At 51.6% G+C, this 16,316-nt stretch carries 13 protein-coding genes; 11 read left to right on the top strand and 2 right to left on the bottom strand.

Annotated elements, in window-relative coordinates:
* The first annotated feature begins 4 nt into the window (after positions 1–4).
* The 8 genes from rpmA to pheA all read left to right on the top strand — a co-directional run bounded on the left by rpmA (position 5) and on the right by pheA (position 11,467).
* A complete protein-coding gene (rpmA, locus tag TY10_RS14595) occupies positions 5–316 on the top strand; it encodes a 50S ribosomal protein L27 (protein WP_042164730.1) in 312 nt (103 codons plus the stop codon).
* Positions 317–487: 171 nt separating this feature from the next.
* Positions 488–1,228: a Spo0B domain-containing protein gene (locus TY10_RS14590; RefSeq protein ID WP_042164725.1), complete on the top strand. Its 741-nt coding sequence runs from the start codon at positions 488–490 to the stop codon at positions 1,226–1,228.
* Positions 1,229–1,241: 13 nt separating this feature from the next.
* Entirely contained in the window at positions 1,242–2,561 is a 1,320-nt protein-coding gene (gene obgE, locus TY10_RS14585) for a GTPase ObgE (protein ID WP_042164722.1), read from the top strand.
* Between the two features lie 340 nt (positions 2,562–2,901).
* Positions 2,902–7,014 (top strand): galactose-binding domain-containing protein, encoded by a 4,113-nt coding sequence (locus TY10_RS14580; RefSeq protein ID WP_052350552.1) that lies wholly within the window; start codon positions 2,902–2,904, stop codon positions 7,012–7,014.
* A 789-nt stretch (positions 7,015–7,803) separates the two neighbouring features.
* A complete protein-coding gene (locus TY10_RS14570) occupies positions 7,804–8,241 on the top strand; it encodes an ACT domain-containing protein (protein ID WP_042164717.1) in 438 nt (145 codons plus the stop codon).
* A 48-nt stretch (positions 8,242–8,289) separates the two neighbouring features.
* Positions 8,290–9,576 (top strand): homoserine dehydrogenase, encoded by a 1,287-nt coding sequence (locus tag TY10_RS14565; protein ID WP_042164714.1) that lies wholly within the window; start codon positions 8,290–8,292, stop codon positions 9,574–9,576.
* Between the two features lie 38 nt (positions 9,577–9,614).
* Positions 9,615–10,595 carry a homoserine kinase gene (thrB, locus tag TY10_RS14560; RefSeq protein ID WP_042164712.1) on the top strand — a complete coding sequence of 327 codons (981 nt, stop codon included), beginning with the start codon at positions 9,615–9,617 and terminating at the stop codon, positions 10,593–10,595.
* Complete coding sequence (gene pheA / locus TY10_RS14555) at positions 10,592–11,467, top strand: prephenate dehydratase (RefSeq protein WP_238327642.1); 876 nt, start codon at positions 10,592–10,594, stop codon at positions 11,465–11,467. The genes thrB and pheA overlap by 4 nt, the downstream gene beginning before the upstream one ends.
* Before the next feature lie 841 nt (positions 11,468–12,308).
* On the opposite strand, the gene TY10_RS32560 is transcribed toward pheA, so the two are convergent.
* Positions 12,309–12,920 (bottom strand): pentapeptide repeat-containing protein, encoded by a 612-nt coding sequence (locus TY10_RS32560; protein ID WP_081735294.1) that lies wholly within the window; start codon positions 12,918–12,920, stop codon positions 12,309–12,311.
* Positions 12,921–13,445: 525 nt separating this feature from the next.
* On the bottom strand, positions 13,446–13,607 hold the full coding sequence (locus TY10_RS32555) for a hypothetical protein (RefSeq protein WP_420329410.1): 162 nt from the start codon (positions 13,605–13,607) through the stop codon (positions 13,446–13,448).
* 584 nt (positions 13,608–14,191) lie between these two features.
* On the opposite strand from TY10_RS32555, the gene TY10_RS14545 reads away from it, so the two are divergent.
* The 3 genes from TY10_RS14545 (at position 14,192) to ruvA (ending at position 16,299) form a co-directional block, all read left to right on the top strand.
* Positions 14,192–14,839: a BofC C-terminal domain-containing protein gene (locus TY10_RS14545; protein WP_042164709.1), complete on the top strand. Its 648-nt coding sequence runs from the start codon at positions 14,192–14,194 to the stop codon at positions 14,837–14,839.
* A gap of 327 nt (positions 14,840–15,166) precedes the next feature.
* Complete coding sequence (gene ruvC, locus TY10_RS14540) at positions 15,167–15,667, top strand: crossover junction endodeoxyribonuclease RuvC (protein WP_042164705.1); 501 nt, start codon at positions 15,167–15,169, stop codon at positions 15,665–15,667.
* The gene (gene ruvA / locus TY10_RS14535; RefSeq protein WP_042164703.1) at positions 15,664–16,299 is read left to right on the top strand and encodes a Holliday junction branch migration protein RuvA; all 636 of its coding nucleotides are present in this window, start codon (positions 15,664–15,666) and stop codon (positions 16,297–16,299) included. Before ruvC ends, ruvA begins: the two co-directional genes overlap by 4 nt.
* The last annotated feature ends 17 nt before the right edge of the window (positions 16,300–16,316 follow it).

The raw sequence follows: 16,316 nt of genomic DNA, 5'->3' as shown, positions 1-16,316 counted from the left end.
CACCATGTTGAAACTGAATCTTCAGCTTTTCGCTTCGAAGAAAGGTGTAGGTTCCACAAAGAACGGTCGCGACAGCCAATCGAAACGCCTCGGCGCTAAACGTGCGGACGGTCAAGTCGTATCTGCGGGCAGCATTTTGTTCCGTCAACGCGGAACAAAAATTCACCCAGGCAACAATGTGGGTATCGGCAAAGATGACACGCTGTTCGCGAAAGTGGAAGGCGTCGTTAAGTTCGAGCGTTGGGGACGCGATCGCAAAAAAGTGAGCGTATATCCAGTTGACTTGGCTCCGGTAGCCGCAGCAGTAGAAGCCTAATAGCAGCAAGTGGCCCGGCCTGAATGATAGGCCGGGTTTTTTTGATTGTTTTTGCGCTTCGGGATTCATTTAGAATCGTTGGCTAGGCAGCTGCCGGTCAACTATTTCAGCGGAAGGCGCCATCACGCTATACTGGATCATATAGGAAACGAGCAGAAAGTGGGATCACACATGGATCGCTTATCTATTGCGAAGCGGTGTGCCGCAGCATCCATATTGCTGCCATCGGCCGCCGTCCTTATTTGGCCTCATCAGTATTGGTTGCTTGCGCTATTTCTCGGTTGGCTGACGGGAGCCGCTGCTTTATGGATATGGGCTGAACGGAAGGGGCATTCCGAGCGAATGACTCAAACGATACATAGCTTGCAAGCGTCCAGTATTCGAACGCTGAATCATCACCGGCATGACTGGATGAATGATTTGCAGGTATTGTACGGCTATATCCGAATGCAGAAGCTGGATAGAACCGCGGACTACGTGGAGAAGATAAAGGACAGAATGGTAGCTGAGAGCAACATTGCGAAGCTTGGTGTGCCATCGCTGGTCAGCTATATCCAATCGTTCCGCACCATTACGAATTCCTTGCAGTTGCAAGTGAAAAATGAACAGAATATTCAGTTGAATGAATGGCCCGATAGGGGCCAGCCGATTGCAGATACGCTGATCAAGCTAATCAGCGCCTACCGGCTGGCTGTCAAAGCAGGCTATGGAGACGCAGCGGTTTTGACAATTGAGCTGACGCGGAATGAAGAGGGCGTCTTATACGCTTCCTTCTATTATGCTGGCGAGATCAACGGGGAACAGCATTTGGCTGATCAAATAAAAAAGCAGTTGGAAGGCGCGCTGCTGCAGCCGGTCGAATGGGACCGTCCGCAGGAGAAAATTGTGCTAAAGGCGGAATTGAGCGCATGAACGGAGGCACAGCATGTTTGTCGATAAAGCGAAAATATTTGTAAAAGGCGGCGACGGGGGCAATGGTATCGTCTCCTACCGCCGTGAGAAGTACGTACCTGAGGGCGGTCCAGCAGGCGGTGACGGAGGAAGAGGCGGCAACGTTATTTTCCGAGTAGATGAAGGCCTGCGCACTTTAATGGATTTTCGCTACCAGAAGCATTTCAAAGGTCCGGCCGGTGAGCGGGGCAAAGTAAAAAGCATGCATGGCGCCAGCGCAGACGATATGATCGTCCGGATTCCGCCGGGCACCGTTATTGTCAATGATGATACACAAGAAATTATCGCCGACATGACGCGCCATGGCCAAGAAATAATCGTTGCCCGCGGCGGACGCGGCGGACGCGGCAATACCCGCTTTGCTACGATTAATAATCCAGCGCCGGATATTTGCGAGAATGGTGAAGAAGGCGAGGAGCGCTGGGTCGTTCTGGAGCTGAAGGTTATGGCTGATGCTGGTCTTGTCGGGTTCCCGAGCGTTGGGAAATCGACGCTTCTGTCGGTTGTATCCGGCGCGAAGCCGAAGATCGGCGCCTATCATTTTACAACGATTACGCCCAACCTGGGTGTTGTTGACGTTGGGGATGACCGAAGCTTCGTAATGGCCGATTTGCCTGGTCTTATTGAAGGGGCTAGTGAAGGCGTTGGACTGGGCCATGAGTTTCTCCGGCATGTCGAGCGGACGCGGGTAATTATCCACGTTATTGATATGGCCGGCTCGGAAGGCCGCGATCCGTTTGAGGATTGGCAGAAGATCAATGAAGAGCTTAGCCTCTACAATGAGAAGCTGAAGGACCGCCCGCAAATTATTGCCGCGAACAAAATGGATATGCTGGAAGCAGCGGACAATCTGGAGCTGTTCAAGCAGCAGCTTGACGAGGTTCGCGGCGAACGGGAGTATATCATCGTACCGATTTCTTCGCTCACGAAGCAAGGTATTCAAGAATTGCTGTACAAGGTGGCGGATACACTGGATACGGTCCCTCTGGAGCTTGATATCGAAGAAGTGAAGGATGTCGCGGAACGGAAAGTATTCAGCTTCGAGAAACGCGAAGATTCCTCATTTACGATTCGCAGAGAAGACGAGATATACGTCGTTGAAGGCAAATCGATCGAAGGCTATTTGAAGCGTATGAATATGAACTCTTACGACGCCATTATGCGTTTTGCGCAAATTATGCGTAAGATGGGCGTAGATGCGGCCCTTCGGAAAAAAGGCGCAAAGGATGGAGATACGGTGCAAATCGCCGATTTCACCTTTGAGTTTTTTGAAGGAAACGACTATTTGGGTTAAAAAGCGGCAACAACCAATAAGCCTGGAACACGCCTCCGTGCGTCGTTTCCAGGCTTTTTTTTCATGTGCTGAACTCTGCACTGCGTGTGCGTCAGGAGGCATCGCGTGTGATGCCAATAGGAGGTGTCTGGAAAAAAATGTGACGATATTTTGGCATAAAACGCAAATTCTCGGCATGTCCTGTCATACTTCAAAGCTTTTATACTAGGAAGCGGAAGGCTATGGAAGCGCTTCCTTTATAAAGGGGGGATCTTAACTTATTGTTTTTCCGGGAAGCGTGTCTTTAAAGCAGCGAAGCAAGACCGCATCAACCAAATTTTAGCTTGGGAGGAATCAAATAATGGAATCCGTTTATTCGGGAGAAAGAAAACGAGCAGCGGGGCCGCTCAGAAGGCTGGTGGCGCAACTGCTGGTCGCAGCGCTGCTGCTAACGCTGGTGTCGGCCTTGACGGAGAGGCAGGCTCACGCCGCGGGCTCCTATCTGCTGTCATTGAACCGGACAGCCTATGCATCATCGGTGGAGGGGGCTAACGCAGCCCATCTTGCAGTGGATGGCAGCACCGGAACGCGTTGGGGAAGCAAATGGGGCGAAGATCCGCAATGGATTTATATCGATCTTGGAGCGGCTGCCGCCGTTGACCGGGTCAAGATTCAGTGGGAAGGCGCTTACGCCAAGTCGTATAAAATTCAAGTGTCCAATAATGAAATGACTTGGAATGACTTGTATAGCACGACGACGGGTGATGGCGGCATAGATGACATAGCTGTATCCGGCAATGGACGATACATCCGTATTTATGGTACGGAGCGGGCCTTGCCTGCTTACGGCTACTCCATTCTAGAGCTGGAGATTTACGGAACGGGCGGCACGGGTACACCGCCTTTGGAATATGGCCCTAACATTGCGCAGGGCAAGGCGGTAACAGCTTCCTCATTTGAAGAATCGGGTTACTTGCCGCCGGGCTCCACACTGCCTGCGAATGCCGTTGACGGCAATCCGGGAACACGGTGGGGGTCCAATCATACGGATAACGAATGGTTTATGGTAGACCTTGGAGCATCCCATACGATTGGCCGTATTGTGCTCAACTGGGAAGCGGCTGCAGGACGCGCCTTCGATATTCAGGTTTCCCCCAATGGCTCGCAATGGACAACCGTCTATCGGGAGCTTAAGGGCACGGGAGGCAAGCAGGACATTCAAGTGTATACGAGCGGACGCTACGTTCGAATGAACGGCATTGCGCGGGCGACAAGCTTCGGCTACTCGCTACTGGAATTTGAAGTTTATGATTACGTTCCTGGTCATCCGCAGCCGACGTATACGATTCCTTCGCTGCCGACACCTTCGGCTGTCCAAGTTGGACAAGGCAGCTATTTAATCAATGATATTAAGATGCCGCAGCCGAAATTTCCGACTTACAAGTCATCGAATATCAATGCACCGATTCAATCCAATGACTGGTGGCAATCGATGCTCATTAAGCCTTTTGGAGACTATCTCATTACACTGCCTATGAAAATGAAATACTTCCCGCAAGGTCTCGGTATACTGAATCCTGGCTCAGGCTGGTTGAACGGCGACGGCTCGGCTGTCAATGCAGACGGCAACCCTGATCTGTATGTAATGGCCGGCAATATCGATTCGTCTAAAATGGCTAATCGCGTAACAGGCTACACCGACTGGTCGGTTGATGCAGTCATCAGCGATAATGCTGCGGATAAAATGAAATCGACAATCGTGAAAGGATCGCCTTATGTCTACAATACCTTCAGCGATCCGAGCTCGGCAGAAATTTACTCGCCGCTCATTACAGGCATATACAATGCCAGCGGCGCAGCGGTGCTTGCGACCGACGGCTCGACCGTAACAACTGACCATCTGCGCGTCACGGTCGTGAATACGGATGGCCGTCCAAGCGGAACGCCGCAAACGCGAGAATACGGCATTTTCGCCCCTCCGGGCACTGTGTTTACGAAAGCAGGGGCTAAAATCAAAATTCAGCTGGGCAGCAGCCAAAATTATTTATCTGTAGCATCGCTTCCTTCTGCAGCCGATTTGAATTACTATTACCAGCACGCTTATGCGTTTGTAACGGGAACTCAAGTGAGCTATGACTATAATGATGCGACATCACTCGTCACAACGAATTTCAATGTCACGACCGAACTTAAGCGGCCAGGCTTCTCTAATCAGACGCTGCAGGCGCTTTACCCGCATCAATGGAAGGTGACTACGTCGCCGCTTACGGCGCTTGCGTACTCTTCAATTCGAGGCACGCTTAAAGTAAGGGAGGGCAACACCTTTACGACTGTTGACCGGTTCTACGGCATCGTGCCGCAATTTACACAGCCGGACAATCCTGACTACAACCGGACGCAGATGGTGGCATATTTGAAAAACCTTGATGAAGAGACATCAGGCAACTTAATGGCGGCAGACGCTTACTGGCAAGGAAAGAGATTGCATCCTCTTGCTATGGGAGTTCTAGCTGCTAATGAAATGGGAGAGACGGCGTATCGCGATAAGTTTTTGGCACGTATGCGCACAATATTGGCTGATTGGTATACGTATACGCAAGGTGAGCCGGACTATTTCTTCTACTACAATTCGGATTGGGGCACGACATACTACAAGACGAGCGAATTTGGAGCGAATAGCGGCATTACAGATCATCATTTTACCTATGGATATTTCGTATTTGCTTCTGCGGTTCTGGCCACGTTCGATGACAGTTTCCGCACACAATACGGCGATATGGTCAATCATCTGATTCGTGATTACGCGAATCCGTCCCGTACGGACTCGCAGTATCCGTTCCTTCGCAGCTTTGACCCGTATCAGGGCCATTCATGGGCGGGCGGCTATGCGGACAACGATAGCGGCAACAATCAGGAAGCGGCTGGAGAATCGTTGTTTGGCTGGGTAGGACAATATATGTGGAGTTTGCTGACTGGCGATACAGCATTCCGCGATGCGTCGATCTACGGCTTTACAACGGAATTAAAGGCGGTTGAGCAATACTGGTTTAACTATGACGGCGATAACTGGCTGCCGGAATGGTCGCATAAGTCGGTTGGACAAGTGTACGGCTCTTCGTATTTCTATGGAACGTTCTTCAGCGGACTGCCGGTGCATATCTATGGCATTCACTGGCTTCCGACATCCGAGTATTTAACGAGCTACGCCTTGGCTCCGGGCAAAGCGGCAGCGTTATACAACGGATTTGTAACCGATAATGGCGGACCGGAGACGGAATGGCAGCATATTGTATGGCCGATTCAAGCGCTCAGCGATCCGCAAGCGGTTATTGCCAAGTGGAATGCTTCGACGATGCAGAAGAATGAAATTTTCAATACGTATTGGTTCGTTCATAATATGGCTTCGCTTGGAGAGCGTACGAAAGAGGTATACGCGACAGGCTGGAGCAGTGCAACGGTGTATAAAAAAGGAAATGCTTATAAAGCTGTCGTCTGGAATCCGACGTCTCAGCCGGTTACGGTAACGTTCAAAAATAGTTCTGGTGGTACAACAGGCACGGCAGTCGTGGGTGCTAAGTCGCTCGTCACTGTCAATCCATTGACCAATTCCAACGTTTCCGATGATTGGGCTGAAATTGGAGAAGGCGGGGAAGAAGGTGGGGGCGAAGGCGGAGGTCCTGAAGCTCCTGGCACTAATATTGCGCAGGGCAAGCAGGTAACGGTCTCCTCGACCCAAGCGCCGTTCGCAGGGGCAAATGCCGTTGACGGCAGCGCTGAAACAAGATGGGCTTCCGAGGCAGGCGTTGATGAGCAAACGTTGACTATTGATCTGGGCACCTCACAGCCGATCGGCAAAGTGAAGTTGAACTGGGAAACGGCGTTCGGCAAGTCGTATCAAATTCAAGTCTCCGATAATGGAACGGCGTGGACGGATCTTTATTCGACGACGACTGGTGACGGAGGGATTGATGAAGTGACGGTGAGCGGCACCGGCCGTTACGTGCGCATTAACATGACCGAAAGAGGGACGATTTACGGCTATTCGTTGTATGAAGTTGAGGTTTATGGTCAAACAGCAACGGTGCCGTCCACACTGCTGTCGCTCAATAAAACGGCTTCTGCATCGACAGTTCAGGAGCCGTTCGCAGCGGCGAATGCTTTTGACGGAGATCCGGGTACGCGCTGGGGTTCGGCAATGGGAGCCGATCCGCAGTGGATTATGGTTGACCTGGGTCAATCCCGGCAAATAACGGGAGTTAAGCTGGACTGGGAAACGGCTCACGCCAAATCGTATAAAATTCAAGTTTCTGATAATGGCTCAACGTGGACCGATATCTATGCTACTACGAATGGTAACGGAGGGGCTGAGCAGCTGACCGTTTCAGGGAACGGGCGGTACGTCCGTATGAATGGTACGGAACGTGCGACAGCATTCGGATACTCGCTATGGAATTTTGAAGTGTACGGCAGTTAAAGAATTGAAGAACTGACTTAAGGAGACGGCGGATGCCGTCTCCTTGTTTTGGCTGTAATCACCGATGCCCGTAACTAACGCCGCACCTCCGAGCGCATACCTATGTGTTGTCGTATGACGGCAGGCGAGAAAATGGGAGTGTTAGAGCAGCGTAATAGAGCAGGAAGTGCTGGATAAGGTGTACAGAATAAGGCAGCATCAACGCAGGCTGCAAGCAGACTATTAGCTTGTAAGAATATTAGAATACACTTGTGAGACCGTATATTTTGAGGTTCTAGAATCGCAGAAAGAAGTTACTTTCTCTAATAACGAAGTTTGGTTCCATGGAAGCCGAGGTTGATGTCAGCGTCATCTTCTCAAAATGTAAAAATACAGTTTGTTATCCGGTTTTTCGCCGTTTTATGGCATCAAAATGTAAAAGTGCAGGTTGATTGGACTAAAAAGCATGAATGGGGCAGTCAAGAGGGTTTTCAAATGCACGTTTACATTATGATAGCGATTTGGAGCCCTTTGAGGCTTAACAAAATGTACATTTGCATTTTGTTTCTCTTTTAGAGCAGTTGACACCAGCATATTTATAGGAAGCTGTACAACCATTCAAAGTGCTTAAAAAAGTCGTATATCCACTGCGCAATGGGCGACAAAACTTCTATTTTATACGGATAAAATAATAGAGCAATCTACAGCGGATTTATAGAGGGGCAAGCAATAAACCTATTGCCGCAGGGGACAGATTCCGATATAATGTCCATTATAGATGAACAATTGTCTTTGTAGGGAGGACGAATAGTGACGCAACGTTATTATGTCGTTCGGGAAGATATGCTGCCTGAGGCGATCATGAAGACGATCCAGGTGAAAGAGATGCTTGGGCGGGGAGAAGCCGCTACGGTGCATGAGGCCGTTGAGCGGGTAGGCTTGAGCCGGAGCGCTTTTTATAAGTATAAAGATGGCGTGTATGCGCTGCATGAGCTTGAACGGGAACGCATCGTTACGATTTCGATGGATTTGGAGCATCGGTCTGGCGTATTGTCTAAGGTACTCAGCCTAGTCGCTGGACTGGAGGGCAACGTACTGACGATGAATCAGAGCATTCCGCTTCAGGGGTACGCGAATGTCGTGATTTCGGTTGACATTTCGCAATTGACCGGAGATCTATCCTCGCTCATCGAAGTGATTCGCAGCCAGCAAGGGGTGCGCAAAGCTTCCGTAATCGGGCAGGGTTAATGCAATAATAAACAATATACGAGACGATTGATTTGTGGAGGGAATGTCATGAAGCCAGTTAAAGTTGGATTGCTTGGTCTTGGTACGGTTGGGACCGGCGTCGTACGGATCGTGGAGGGACATCAAGAGGATTTGCAAGGCCAGGTCGGATCCCCGATCGTCATTGAGAAAGTACTCGTTCATAACAAAAATAAAACGCGCAGCATTTCGATTGATTCATCCAAGCTGACCGAGGATCCGTGGGAAATTATCCACCATCCCGAAATTGACGTTATCGTTGAAGTGATGGGCGGCATTGCACATACGAAAGAATACATTATGGAGGCGCTGGCCAGCGGCAAGCATGTCGTGACGGCGAACAAAGATTTAATGGCGCTGCACGGCAAAGAAATTTTGGCGAAGGCGCATGAACATAACTGCGACGTTTTCTATGAAGCTAGCGTTGCCGGAGGCATTCCGATCATTCGTACGCTGATTGAGGGCTTTTCCTCCGACCGGATTACGAAGATTATGGGCATCGTGAACGGTACGACCAACTATATTTTGACGAAAATGAGTCAAGAAGGCGCGTCATATGATGATGTATTGAAAGAAGCGCAAGAGCTTGGTTACGCGGAGGCTGATCCAACCTCTGATGTGGAAGGTCTGGATGCTGCCCGCAAAATGACGATTTTGTCGACGCTTGGCTTCCGTGCCAACGTGGACTTGAACGATGTTTCGGTACAAGGGATGTCCAAGGTGAGCAAAGAGGACATCTTGTATGCGAAGCGTCTTGGTTATGAACTGAAGCTTCTCGGCATTGCAGAGCGCCAGGATGATGAGTTCAGCATCAGCGTACAGCCGACTATGGTGAAGACGTCCCATCCGATCGCATCCGTCAACGGCGTATATAACGCGGTGTATGTCTATGGCGAAGCAGTAGGCGAGACGATGTTCTATGGTCCGGGAGCGGGCGAGCTGCCGACAGCAACGTCCATCGTAGCCGATCTGGTTGCCGTGGTGAAAAACTTGAAGCTGGGCGTGAACGGCAAGCAAGGCGTAGTGGCCTTCAAGGAGAAAAAGCTCAAATCCGACGAGCAAATTTCTTCGAAATATTTTCTGCTGCTGCATGTTGACGACCGGGCGGGCGTATTAGCCCGTATTACGCAAGTGTTTGCTGATTTCGAGGTAAGCCTGGAGTCCGTTCTTCAGCAGCCAAACCCATTGAATCCGGAAGCCGAAATTATCGTGATTACACATGATGCGAACAAAGCGGCGATCAATAAAGTGCTGCAGCAGTTCGAATCGCTTGATGTGATCCGCAAGGTGAAGAGCGTCTATCGCGTAGAAGGCTAATCCAAATCTAATCGAGGCAAAAAGGAGCTTTACCCGCTATGAAACGAGTATTAGTAAAAGTGCCGGCAAGCACAGCCAATCTGGGGCCCGGCTTTGATACATTGGGCATGGCACTCTCCCTCTATTCATGGATCGAGATGTCGCCGGCGACAACAACATCGTTCCGCCTTCATGGCGAGCAGATGCAAGGCCTGCCAACCGATAAAACCAATTTAATCTATAAAGTAGCACAGCTGGTGTTCAAGGAAGCGGGCGTGCAAATGCCCGAGCTGCATATTGAGATGTACAGCGAAATCCCGCTGACGAGAGGTCTTGGCAGCAGCGCGTCTGCAATTGTCGGCGCTCTGGTCGCGGCTAATGCGCTGATAGGCAGCCCGTTAAGTGATGACAAGCTATTTCAAATCGCCACGTCGCTTGAAGGGCATCCCGACAACGTTGGCGCTTCCTTATTCGGCGGCATCGTTGTCTCTGCCTGGGACGGCGAGCAAGCCGACTATGTGCGGCTTGCACCGCATCCCAAGCTGGAGACGCTGGTTGCCATTCCAGCGTTTCAATTGTCCACAGAGAAGGCGCGCCATGCGCTGCCTTCTCAAGTGAGCATGGCCGACGCTGTCTTCAACGTCGGCCGCAGCTCGCTGCTCGTCGCCGCTTTGGCCAGCGGCGAGCTTGGCCTGATCCGTCATGCGATGCGCGACCGGCTGCACCAGCCTTACCGGGCAGCCCTTATTCCCGGCATGACGGCAATTCTGGAGCGCGCTGCCAATAACGGCGCGCTTGGGGCAGCGCTCAGCGGAGCGGGGCCGACGCTGATTGCGTTTGTGGATGCGGACAGCCCGCGCAAAGCGGAGCTGGAGCGTTTTCTGCTGGAGACGCTGCAGGGAGAAGGCGTATCGGCGAAGACGATGTGGCTGAAGCCATCCGCGCCGGGGCCGGAAGTGCGGGTTGAAGAAACGAATGCCGACAGCTTAAATGATGGAACGACGTTAATGTCGCGGATTAAAGGAGAGGTTGTTCAATGAATATGAGCGTCGCGCTATTGCCAGCGGGCTCCGTCTCCGATGAAGCGGCGAAAAAGCTGTTCGGCAATGAAGAAGTCATCTGGAAGCATCACCGCTTGATCGCAGACGTGTTCCTGTCAACGGTCAACAACGTTAGCCAATACAGCATTATTCCGATCGAGAACACGATCGAGGGCTCGGTCAGCCTGCATATGGACTGGCTCGTGCATGAGGTTGATCTACCGATTCAGGCGGAGTGGGTGTACCCGTCTATTCAGAATTTGATAGGCAGGCGCTCTGAGTTGACTGGTGCGGATGGCGAGCTCGATTTGAGCAAAATCAAAAAGGTATTCAGCCATCCCGTAGCGATCGCACAATGTCTTCAGTTTCTGCGTGCGGAGATGCCGCTGGCAGAGAAGGAGACGGTAGGCAGCACCTCTGAGGGCGTTCGTATCGTTCGAGACAATCCGGACAACGGCTGGGCGGCTATTGGCACGGCAACGGCGGCTGCCAATCAGCAACTCGATGTGCTTGCCAGCGAGATTACGGACCACAATAACAACTTTACCCGGTTTCTTCTTGTCGGCAATGAGCCGTTCACGGCAAGGGAATCAGCGAGCCGGAAGACAAGCATTCTGATTACGCTTCCGGATGATTTTCCGGGTGCGCTTCACCGGGTGCTGTCCGCATTCGCTTGGCGTAAAATCAACTTGTCCAAAATCGAGTCGCGTCCAACGAAGCGGCAGCTCGGCACATATTATTTTTACATCGATATCGATATGGCTCTGGATACGGTATTGCTGCCATCGGCGCTTGAGGAGATCGAGGCGCTGGGCTGCCAAGTTCGCATTCTCGGCAGCTACCCGAGCTTTACCTATGAGCAGCTGAGCTAAATTTCGAGAGTGGTTCCTAGGCTTAAATGTGCTGACAAGCACCACTGAGCTCTTCAAAATGCAAAAGTGCAGTTTGTTTGCCCGTTTTGTCGGCAAAATGGCTCTCAAAATGAAAAAGTGCATGTGAATGGGGCTGTATTGAGCTAATATGAGGTTTTGGTGTCTGTTTAAATGTACTTTTGCATGTTGAAGCTAATTTCGAAGCGAAATCAGGGCATCAAAATGTACTTTTACATGTTGATACGAAGTCCCGATGAATAGAAGGTGCTCCGCGTTGCGCGGGGCGCCTTTTTTTATGAAGGACAAGCAACATTTTCGTAAATGCGAAGATTCGGCTATTTTTTTTCGAATAAGTTGGAGACACCTGCCCATGTTCTGCATAGGATGTAATGATTAGCGGGGCATTAGCCTTGACTGTGGTACAAAGAACGTGACAGGAGGTTTTCGGCGAGTGAAAATTTATGTCGTGAAGAAAGGCGATACATTGTACTTTATTAGCCAGAAACATAATGTGTCGATTGAAGAGATTTTGAAGCTGAATCCAACGATAACGAATCCAGATGCGCTGGACGTTGGGATGAAGCTCAAAATTCCGTCCTCGCATGGTGGAGGTGTCGGGGACATTATGCATCAGCATGTCGTCAAGCAGGGCGACACGCTCTGGAAGCTGTCCAAAGCATGGGGAGTGCCGCTGGCGGATATGATCAAAGCCAACCCGCAGCTGAAAAATCCGAATGTGCTGCTGACCGGAGAGATCGTCAACATTCCGAAGGCAGGCCATGCATCGGTTGAATTGCCGGCTGCTGGTACTGGTGCCGCACATCATCCGCTGCATCCGATGTCAATTGTACAGGGCGTTCAAAACTTGGTGGGTGGTAAAAAACCGACCGGCCCGATTCAAGGGAAAACGAATACGGCACCTATAGCGACGGCACCTGCACCGATAGCGCAATCCGTTCCAAACAAGCAGCCTACTGGCCCAATTATAGAGAAAAAACCGACAGCTCCTGTAGTGAAGCCTGTGGAGCCTGCTAACATTCCTGCCCCGCAGCCGGCTGCAGTGAAGCCAAATAAGCCGCTTCCCGTTGAAAAGCCTTTGAAGGCGGAAAAGGCAGGAAAAAAAGTGCTGCCGATTCAAACAGAGCTGCAGCCAAGTGTAGATTTGTTCAAACAAAGCAATATTCCGGCTATAGAAGCTTCTTCTAAGGTGAGCCCGATTTTTGGCGGTTATGGTCACGGCGAGCATGTTTCGCCAGTTCACACAGGGTATGGCTACGGTAGTATGCCAGCAGCAAATTCGAACATCGGCCCGTCGAACATCGGCCCGTCGAACATCGGCCCGTCGAACATTGGCCCGTCGAATATTGGCCCGTCGAACATCGGCCCGTCGAACATCGGCCCGTCGAACATCGGCCCGTCGAACATCGGCCCGTCGAACATCGGCCCGTCGCACATCGGCCCGTCAAACATCGGCCCGTCAAACATCGGCCCGTCGAACATCGGTCCGTCGAACATTGGCCCGTCGATCTGTCCGCCAGGCACAATGCCTGTTTCTCTTGGCGGCTATGGCTACGGAGGCTGGGGCCCAACGGCGGTATCGCCAGAATCAACTGGCGGCTATGGCTACGGAGGCTGGGACCCAACAGCGGTATCGCCGGAATCAACTGGCGGCTATGGCTACGGAGGCTGGGGCCCAACGGCGGTATCGCCAGAATCAACTGGCGGCTATGGCTACGGAGGCTGGGACCCAACGGCAGTATCACCGGAATCAACCGGTGGCTACGGTTATGGAGGCTGGGATCCAACGGCAGTATCGCCGGAATCAACCGGTGGCTACGGTTATGGAGGCTGGGGTCCAACAGCGGTATCGCCAGAATCAACCGGTGGCTACGGTTATGGCGGCTGGGGTCCAACGGCAGTATCGCCGGAATCAACCGGTGGCTATGGCTATGGCGGTTGGGGGCCAACAGCAGTATCACTAGCTTCCAACGAATCGATCGAAAGTGTTGCTAACAGCAGCATCAGCCCATCCAACATCGGCCCGTCGAACATCGGCCCGTCGAACATTGGCCCGTCGAACATCGGTCCGTCGAACATTGGACCGTCGAATATTGGCCCGTCGAACATTGGACCGTCGAATATCGGCCCGTCGAACATCGGTCCATCGAACATTGGCCCATCGAACATCGGTCCATCGAACATTGGCCCATCGAACATCGGCCCGTCGAATATCGGCCCTGAAGTAAGCTATGGCTACGGCCCGGGAGCGGTTTCTCCGGCTGCCACAGGTCCATATGGCGGCTACGGCTATCCAGTCTGGGGCTTCCCGCCGTTCCCGCCATTCCCGCCTGTAGGGGGATGGCCGGGCACAGTAGCGGGTGTATCTGAAAAGCCTTGCGGCTGCAAAGGGAAACGCGAAGATGAAATCGAGCAGCCGATTGCTGTTGCGGAGTCGGTAAAAGCCGTGAAAGCATCAGCTCCTAAATCGGCACCTAAAAAATCGGCGGCCAAAAAAGCCGTCATCCGTACAGTGACGGCCCGCTCGAGATCGCATAGAACAGGCAGCAAACCATGGATTAACCGCTAATCTTGCACTTCAATGCCCCTCCGTTTCGTGAAAACGGAGGGGCATTTTTATCTGTTTTCGACAATATTCAACCTTCATGCATAGATATGGAAGCTCAGGAAACACTATTGTCAAAATGAAGCAAAGGGGCCTTTATCATGATGGAGTTCAGCTTATGGAAGCAAGTCAGAAAACGTCTTCGCCGTCGCCGCCGCTCATTATGGATATTAGGCTCCTTCACGCTATGGCTGTCCGTCGTATTGTTTGCAGCAGGGAGTCCGTCAATGGTCGCTGCAGCGGCTGTTGAGCCTGCGGAAGCAAAGCCGGCAAGCATCATTGAAGCGCTAGAGGGACAAGAAGGAGCGCTTTCGGTCAAACTTAGATCAGTATATATTTGCGGGGAAGAGACTCGTCCGCTCGGACGTCTTGCATCGCAGCAAATCGTGAAGCTTCTCCGGTTGCATCCGGAATGGACGGCAGTAATGGACCGCGATGGTCAGACCGTATTGCTGGAGGAGCAGATCGAGGATTTATCCGAGGAATGCCGGTCGCATGCATATTTCGGATTAGATAAGAAAGGGTATTTCTCCTTATTCGAAGGCGAGCCGGGCAAGGAAAAGGTGCTGCGCACGTTTTTCCAGCTAGATGTTCAATTCATGGAGAGCAGTCTGCCTCATGAAAAGGTGGACGAGCTTGCCCAAGGAATTAAAGTGTCCGATATAGACGAGTATAACAGCGTGTTGTCCACATTTAGCGACTTTGCCTTGCAAGCCGAGGAAAAAGAATTAACACCGACTACATATTAATCCATTAAAGCACCAGCAAGGCCCATATTGATGAAATCCAGCCGGAACCGCGGCCCCAAATCAGGGGTTCGCGGTTTTTTAATGTGTTTAAACTGGAGAGCAGGTGCGTAATTGCATGAAATAGCGGCCGACTCGGCCGTAATTTCATCCCATAACAGCATCCTGCCAGATTACAAAAAAAGGCGCCGCGCCGGAATCGTCAAACGCGTGTTCTCATGGGGTGCAATTTTTGTTATAATGGAGGTTGCGAAGTCATAAGGCAGTTTATTGTAGCTTACATAAGTTTGCGAAAGGCTGAAGCCTCGCATCGTTGAAGGAGTTGGGCATTTGCGAGTTTTAGGGATCGATCCCGGCATTGCCATTGCGGGTTTTGGTTTTATTGATAAAGTCGGCCACAAGCTTACCCCGGTTCAATACGGCTGCATTCAGACAGCAGCAGGCACACCCTCGCAGGAGAGGCTGCTGCAAGTATATGACTCGGCCGTTGCCCTGATCGACAAGTACAAGCCGGACGCCGTAGCGATTGAGAAATTGTTTTTCAACCGCAACGTAACGACGGCTTTTGATGTTGGGCAAGCCAGGGGCGTCATTATTTTGGCCGCGGCTCAACGGGGGCTTCCGGTTTCCGAATATACGCCGCTTCAAGTGAAGCAGGCTGTCGTTGGCTACGGCAAAGCGGAGAAGCGTCAAGTGCAGGAAATGGTGAAAATGTTTCTGAAGCTTTCCGCCATCCCGAAGCCTGATGATGTTGCCGATGCGCTTGCGGTCGCGATTTGCCACGCCCATTCTGCCGTAATGGCGCAAAAAATAAACGAGGTGCGTCGATGATCGATTTTTTACGCGGGCTAGTCGCCCATTTGGAAACGGAATATATCGTAATGGATGTACAAGGCGTCGGCTATCGGGTGTTTACCCCAAACCCTTATGCCTTTGCGGCAAAGGAAGAAGCGATCACGGTCTATATTCATCATCATGTGCGTGAGGATGCCATTCTGCTGTACGGTTTCGAAACGAGAGAGGAACAGTCGCTGTTCCGCAAGCTGCTAGAGGTATCCGGTATCGGACCGCGCGTGGCACTTGGCATATTGGCCGGAGGGCGCCCGGATGCGGTTGTTGCAGCCATTCATCAAGAGAATCTGGCTTTTCTGACGAAGCTGCCAGGTATCGGGAAGAAGACTGCACAGCGAATGGTGCTGGATCTAAAGGACAAGCTGTCGGGCTTTATTTCCGACGAGGGACTGCTTGCTGTTGCTGGTCTGTCGCCAAACGCAGCGAAGGCAGGCGGAGATGCTCAAGGAGCTGGCACAGCTTGGGAGGAAGCACGCGAAGCGCTGGGATCGCTTGGTTATACAGATGCTGAGTTGGATCGCGCATGGCATGGCCTGCAATCGTCGGTTACGGCGGAGGAAACTGTCGATTCCTTAATGAAGCGGGCCTTGCAGCAGCTGTTCAAAGGGTAACGGAAGGAGATAACCCC

This window comes from Paenibacillus gorillae (assembly GCF_000513275.1).
GTDB lineage: Bacteria > Bacillota > Bacilli > Paenibacillales > Paenibacillaceae > Pristimantibacillus > Pristimantibacillus gorillae.
Note: the sequence above shows the minus strand (reverse complement) of the source record. Positions and strands in the feature narration are given on the sequence as shown.

Coding starts and splice junctions, on each gene's coding strand:
- TY10_RS14580 (WP_052350552.1), top strand. CDS start 2,902: ATGGAATCCGTTTATTCGGGAGAAAGAAAACGAGCAGCGGGGCCGCTC.
- rpmA (WP_042164730.1), top strand. CDS start 5: ATGTTGAAACTGAATCTTCAGCTTTTCGCTTCGAAGAAAGGTGTAGGT.
- ruvA (WP_042164703.1), top strand. CDS start 15,664: ATGATCGATTTTTTACGCGGGCTAGTCGCCCATTTGGAAACGGAATAT.
- TY10_RS14590 (WP_042164725.1), top strand. CDS start 488: ATGGATCGCTTATCTATTGCGAAGCGGTGTGCCGCAGCATCCATATTG.
- thrB (WP_042164712.1), top strand. CDS start 9,615: ATGAAACGAGTATTAGTAAAAGTGCCGGCAAGCACAGCCAATCTGGGG.
- obgE (WP_042164722.1), top strand. CDS start 1,242: ATGTTTGTCGATAAAGCGAAAATATTTGTAAAAGGCGGCGACGGGGGC.
- TY10_RS14545 (WP_042164709.1), top strand. CDS start 14,192: ATGATGGAGTTCAGCTTATGGAAGCAAGTCAGAAAACGTCTTCGCCGT.
- pheA (WP_238327642.1), top strand. CDS start 10,592: ATGAATATGAGCGTCGCGCTATTGCCAGCGGGCTCCGTCTCCGATGAA.
- TY10_RS14565 (WP_042164714.1), top strand. CDS start 8,290: ATGAAGCCAGTTAAAGTTGGATTGCTTGGTCTTGGTACGGTTGGGACC.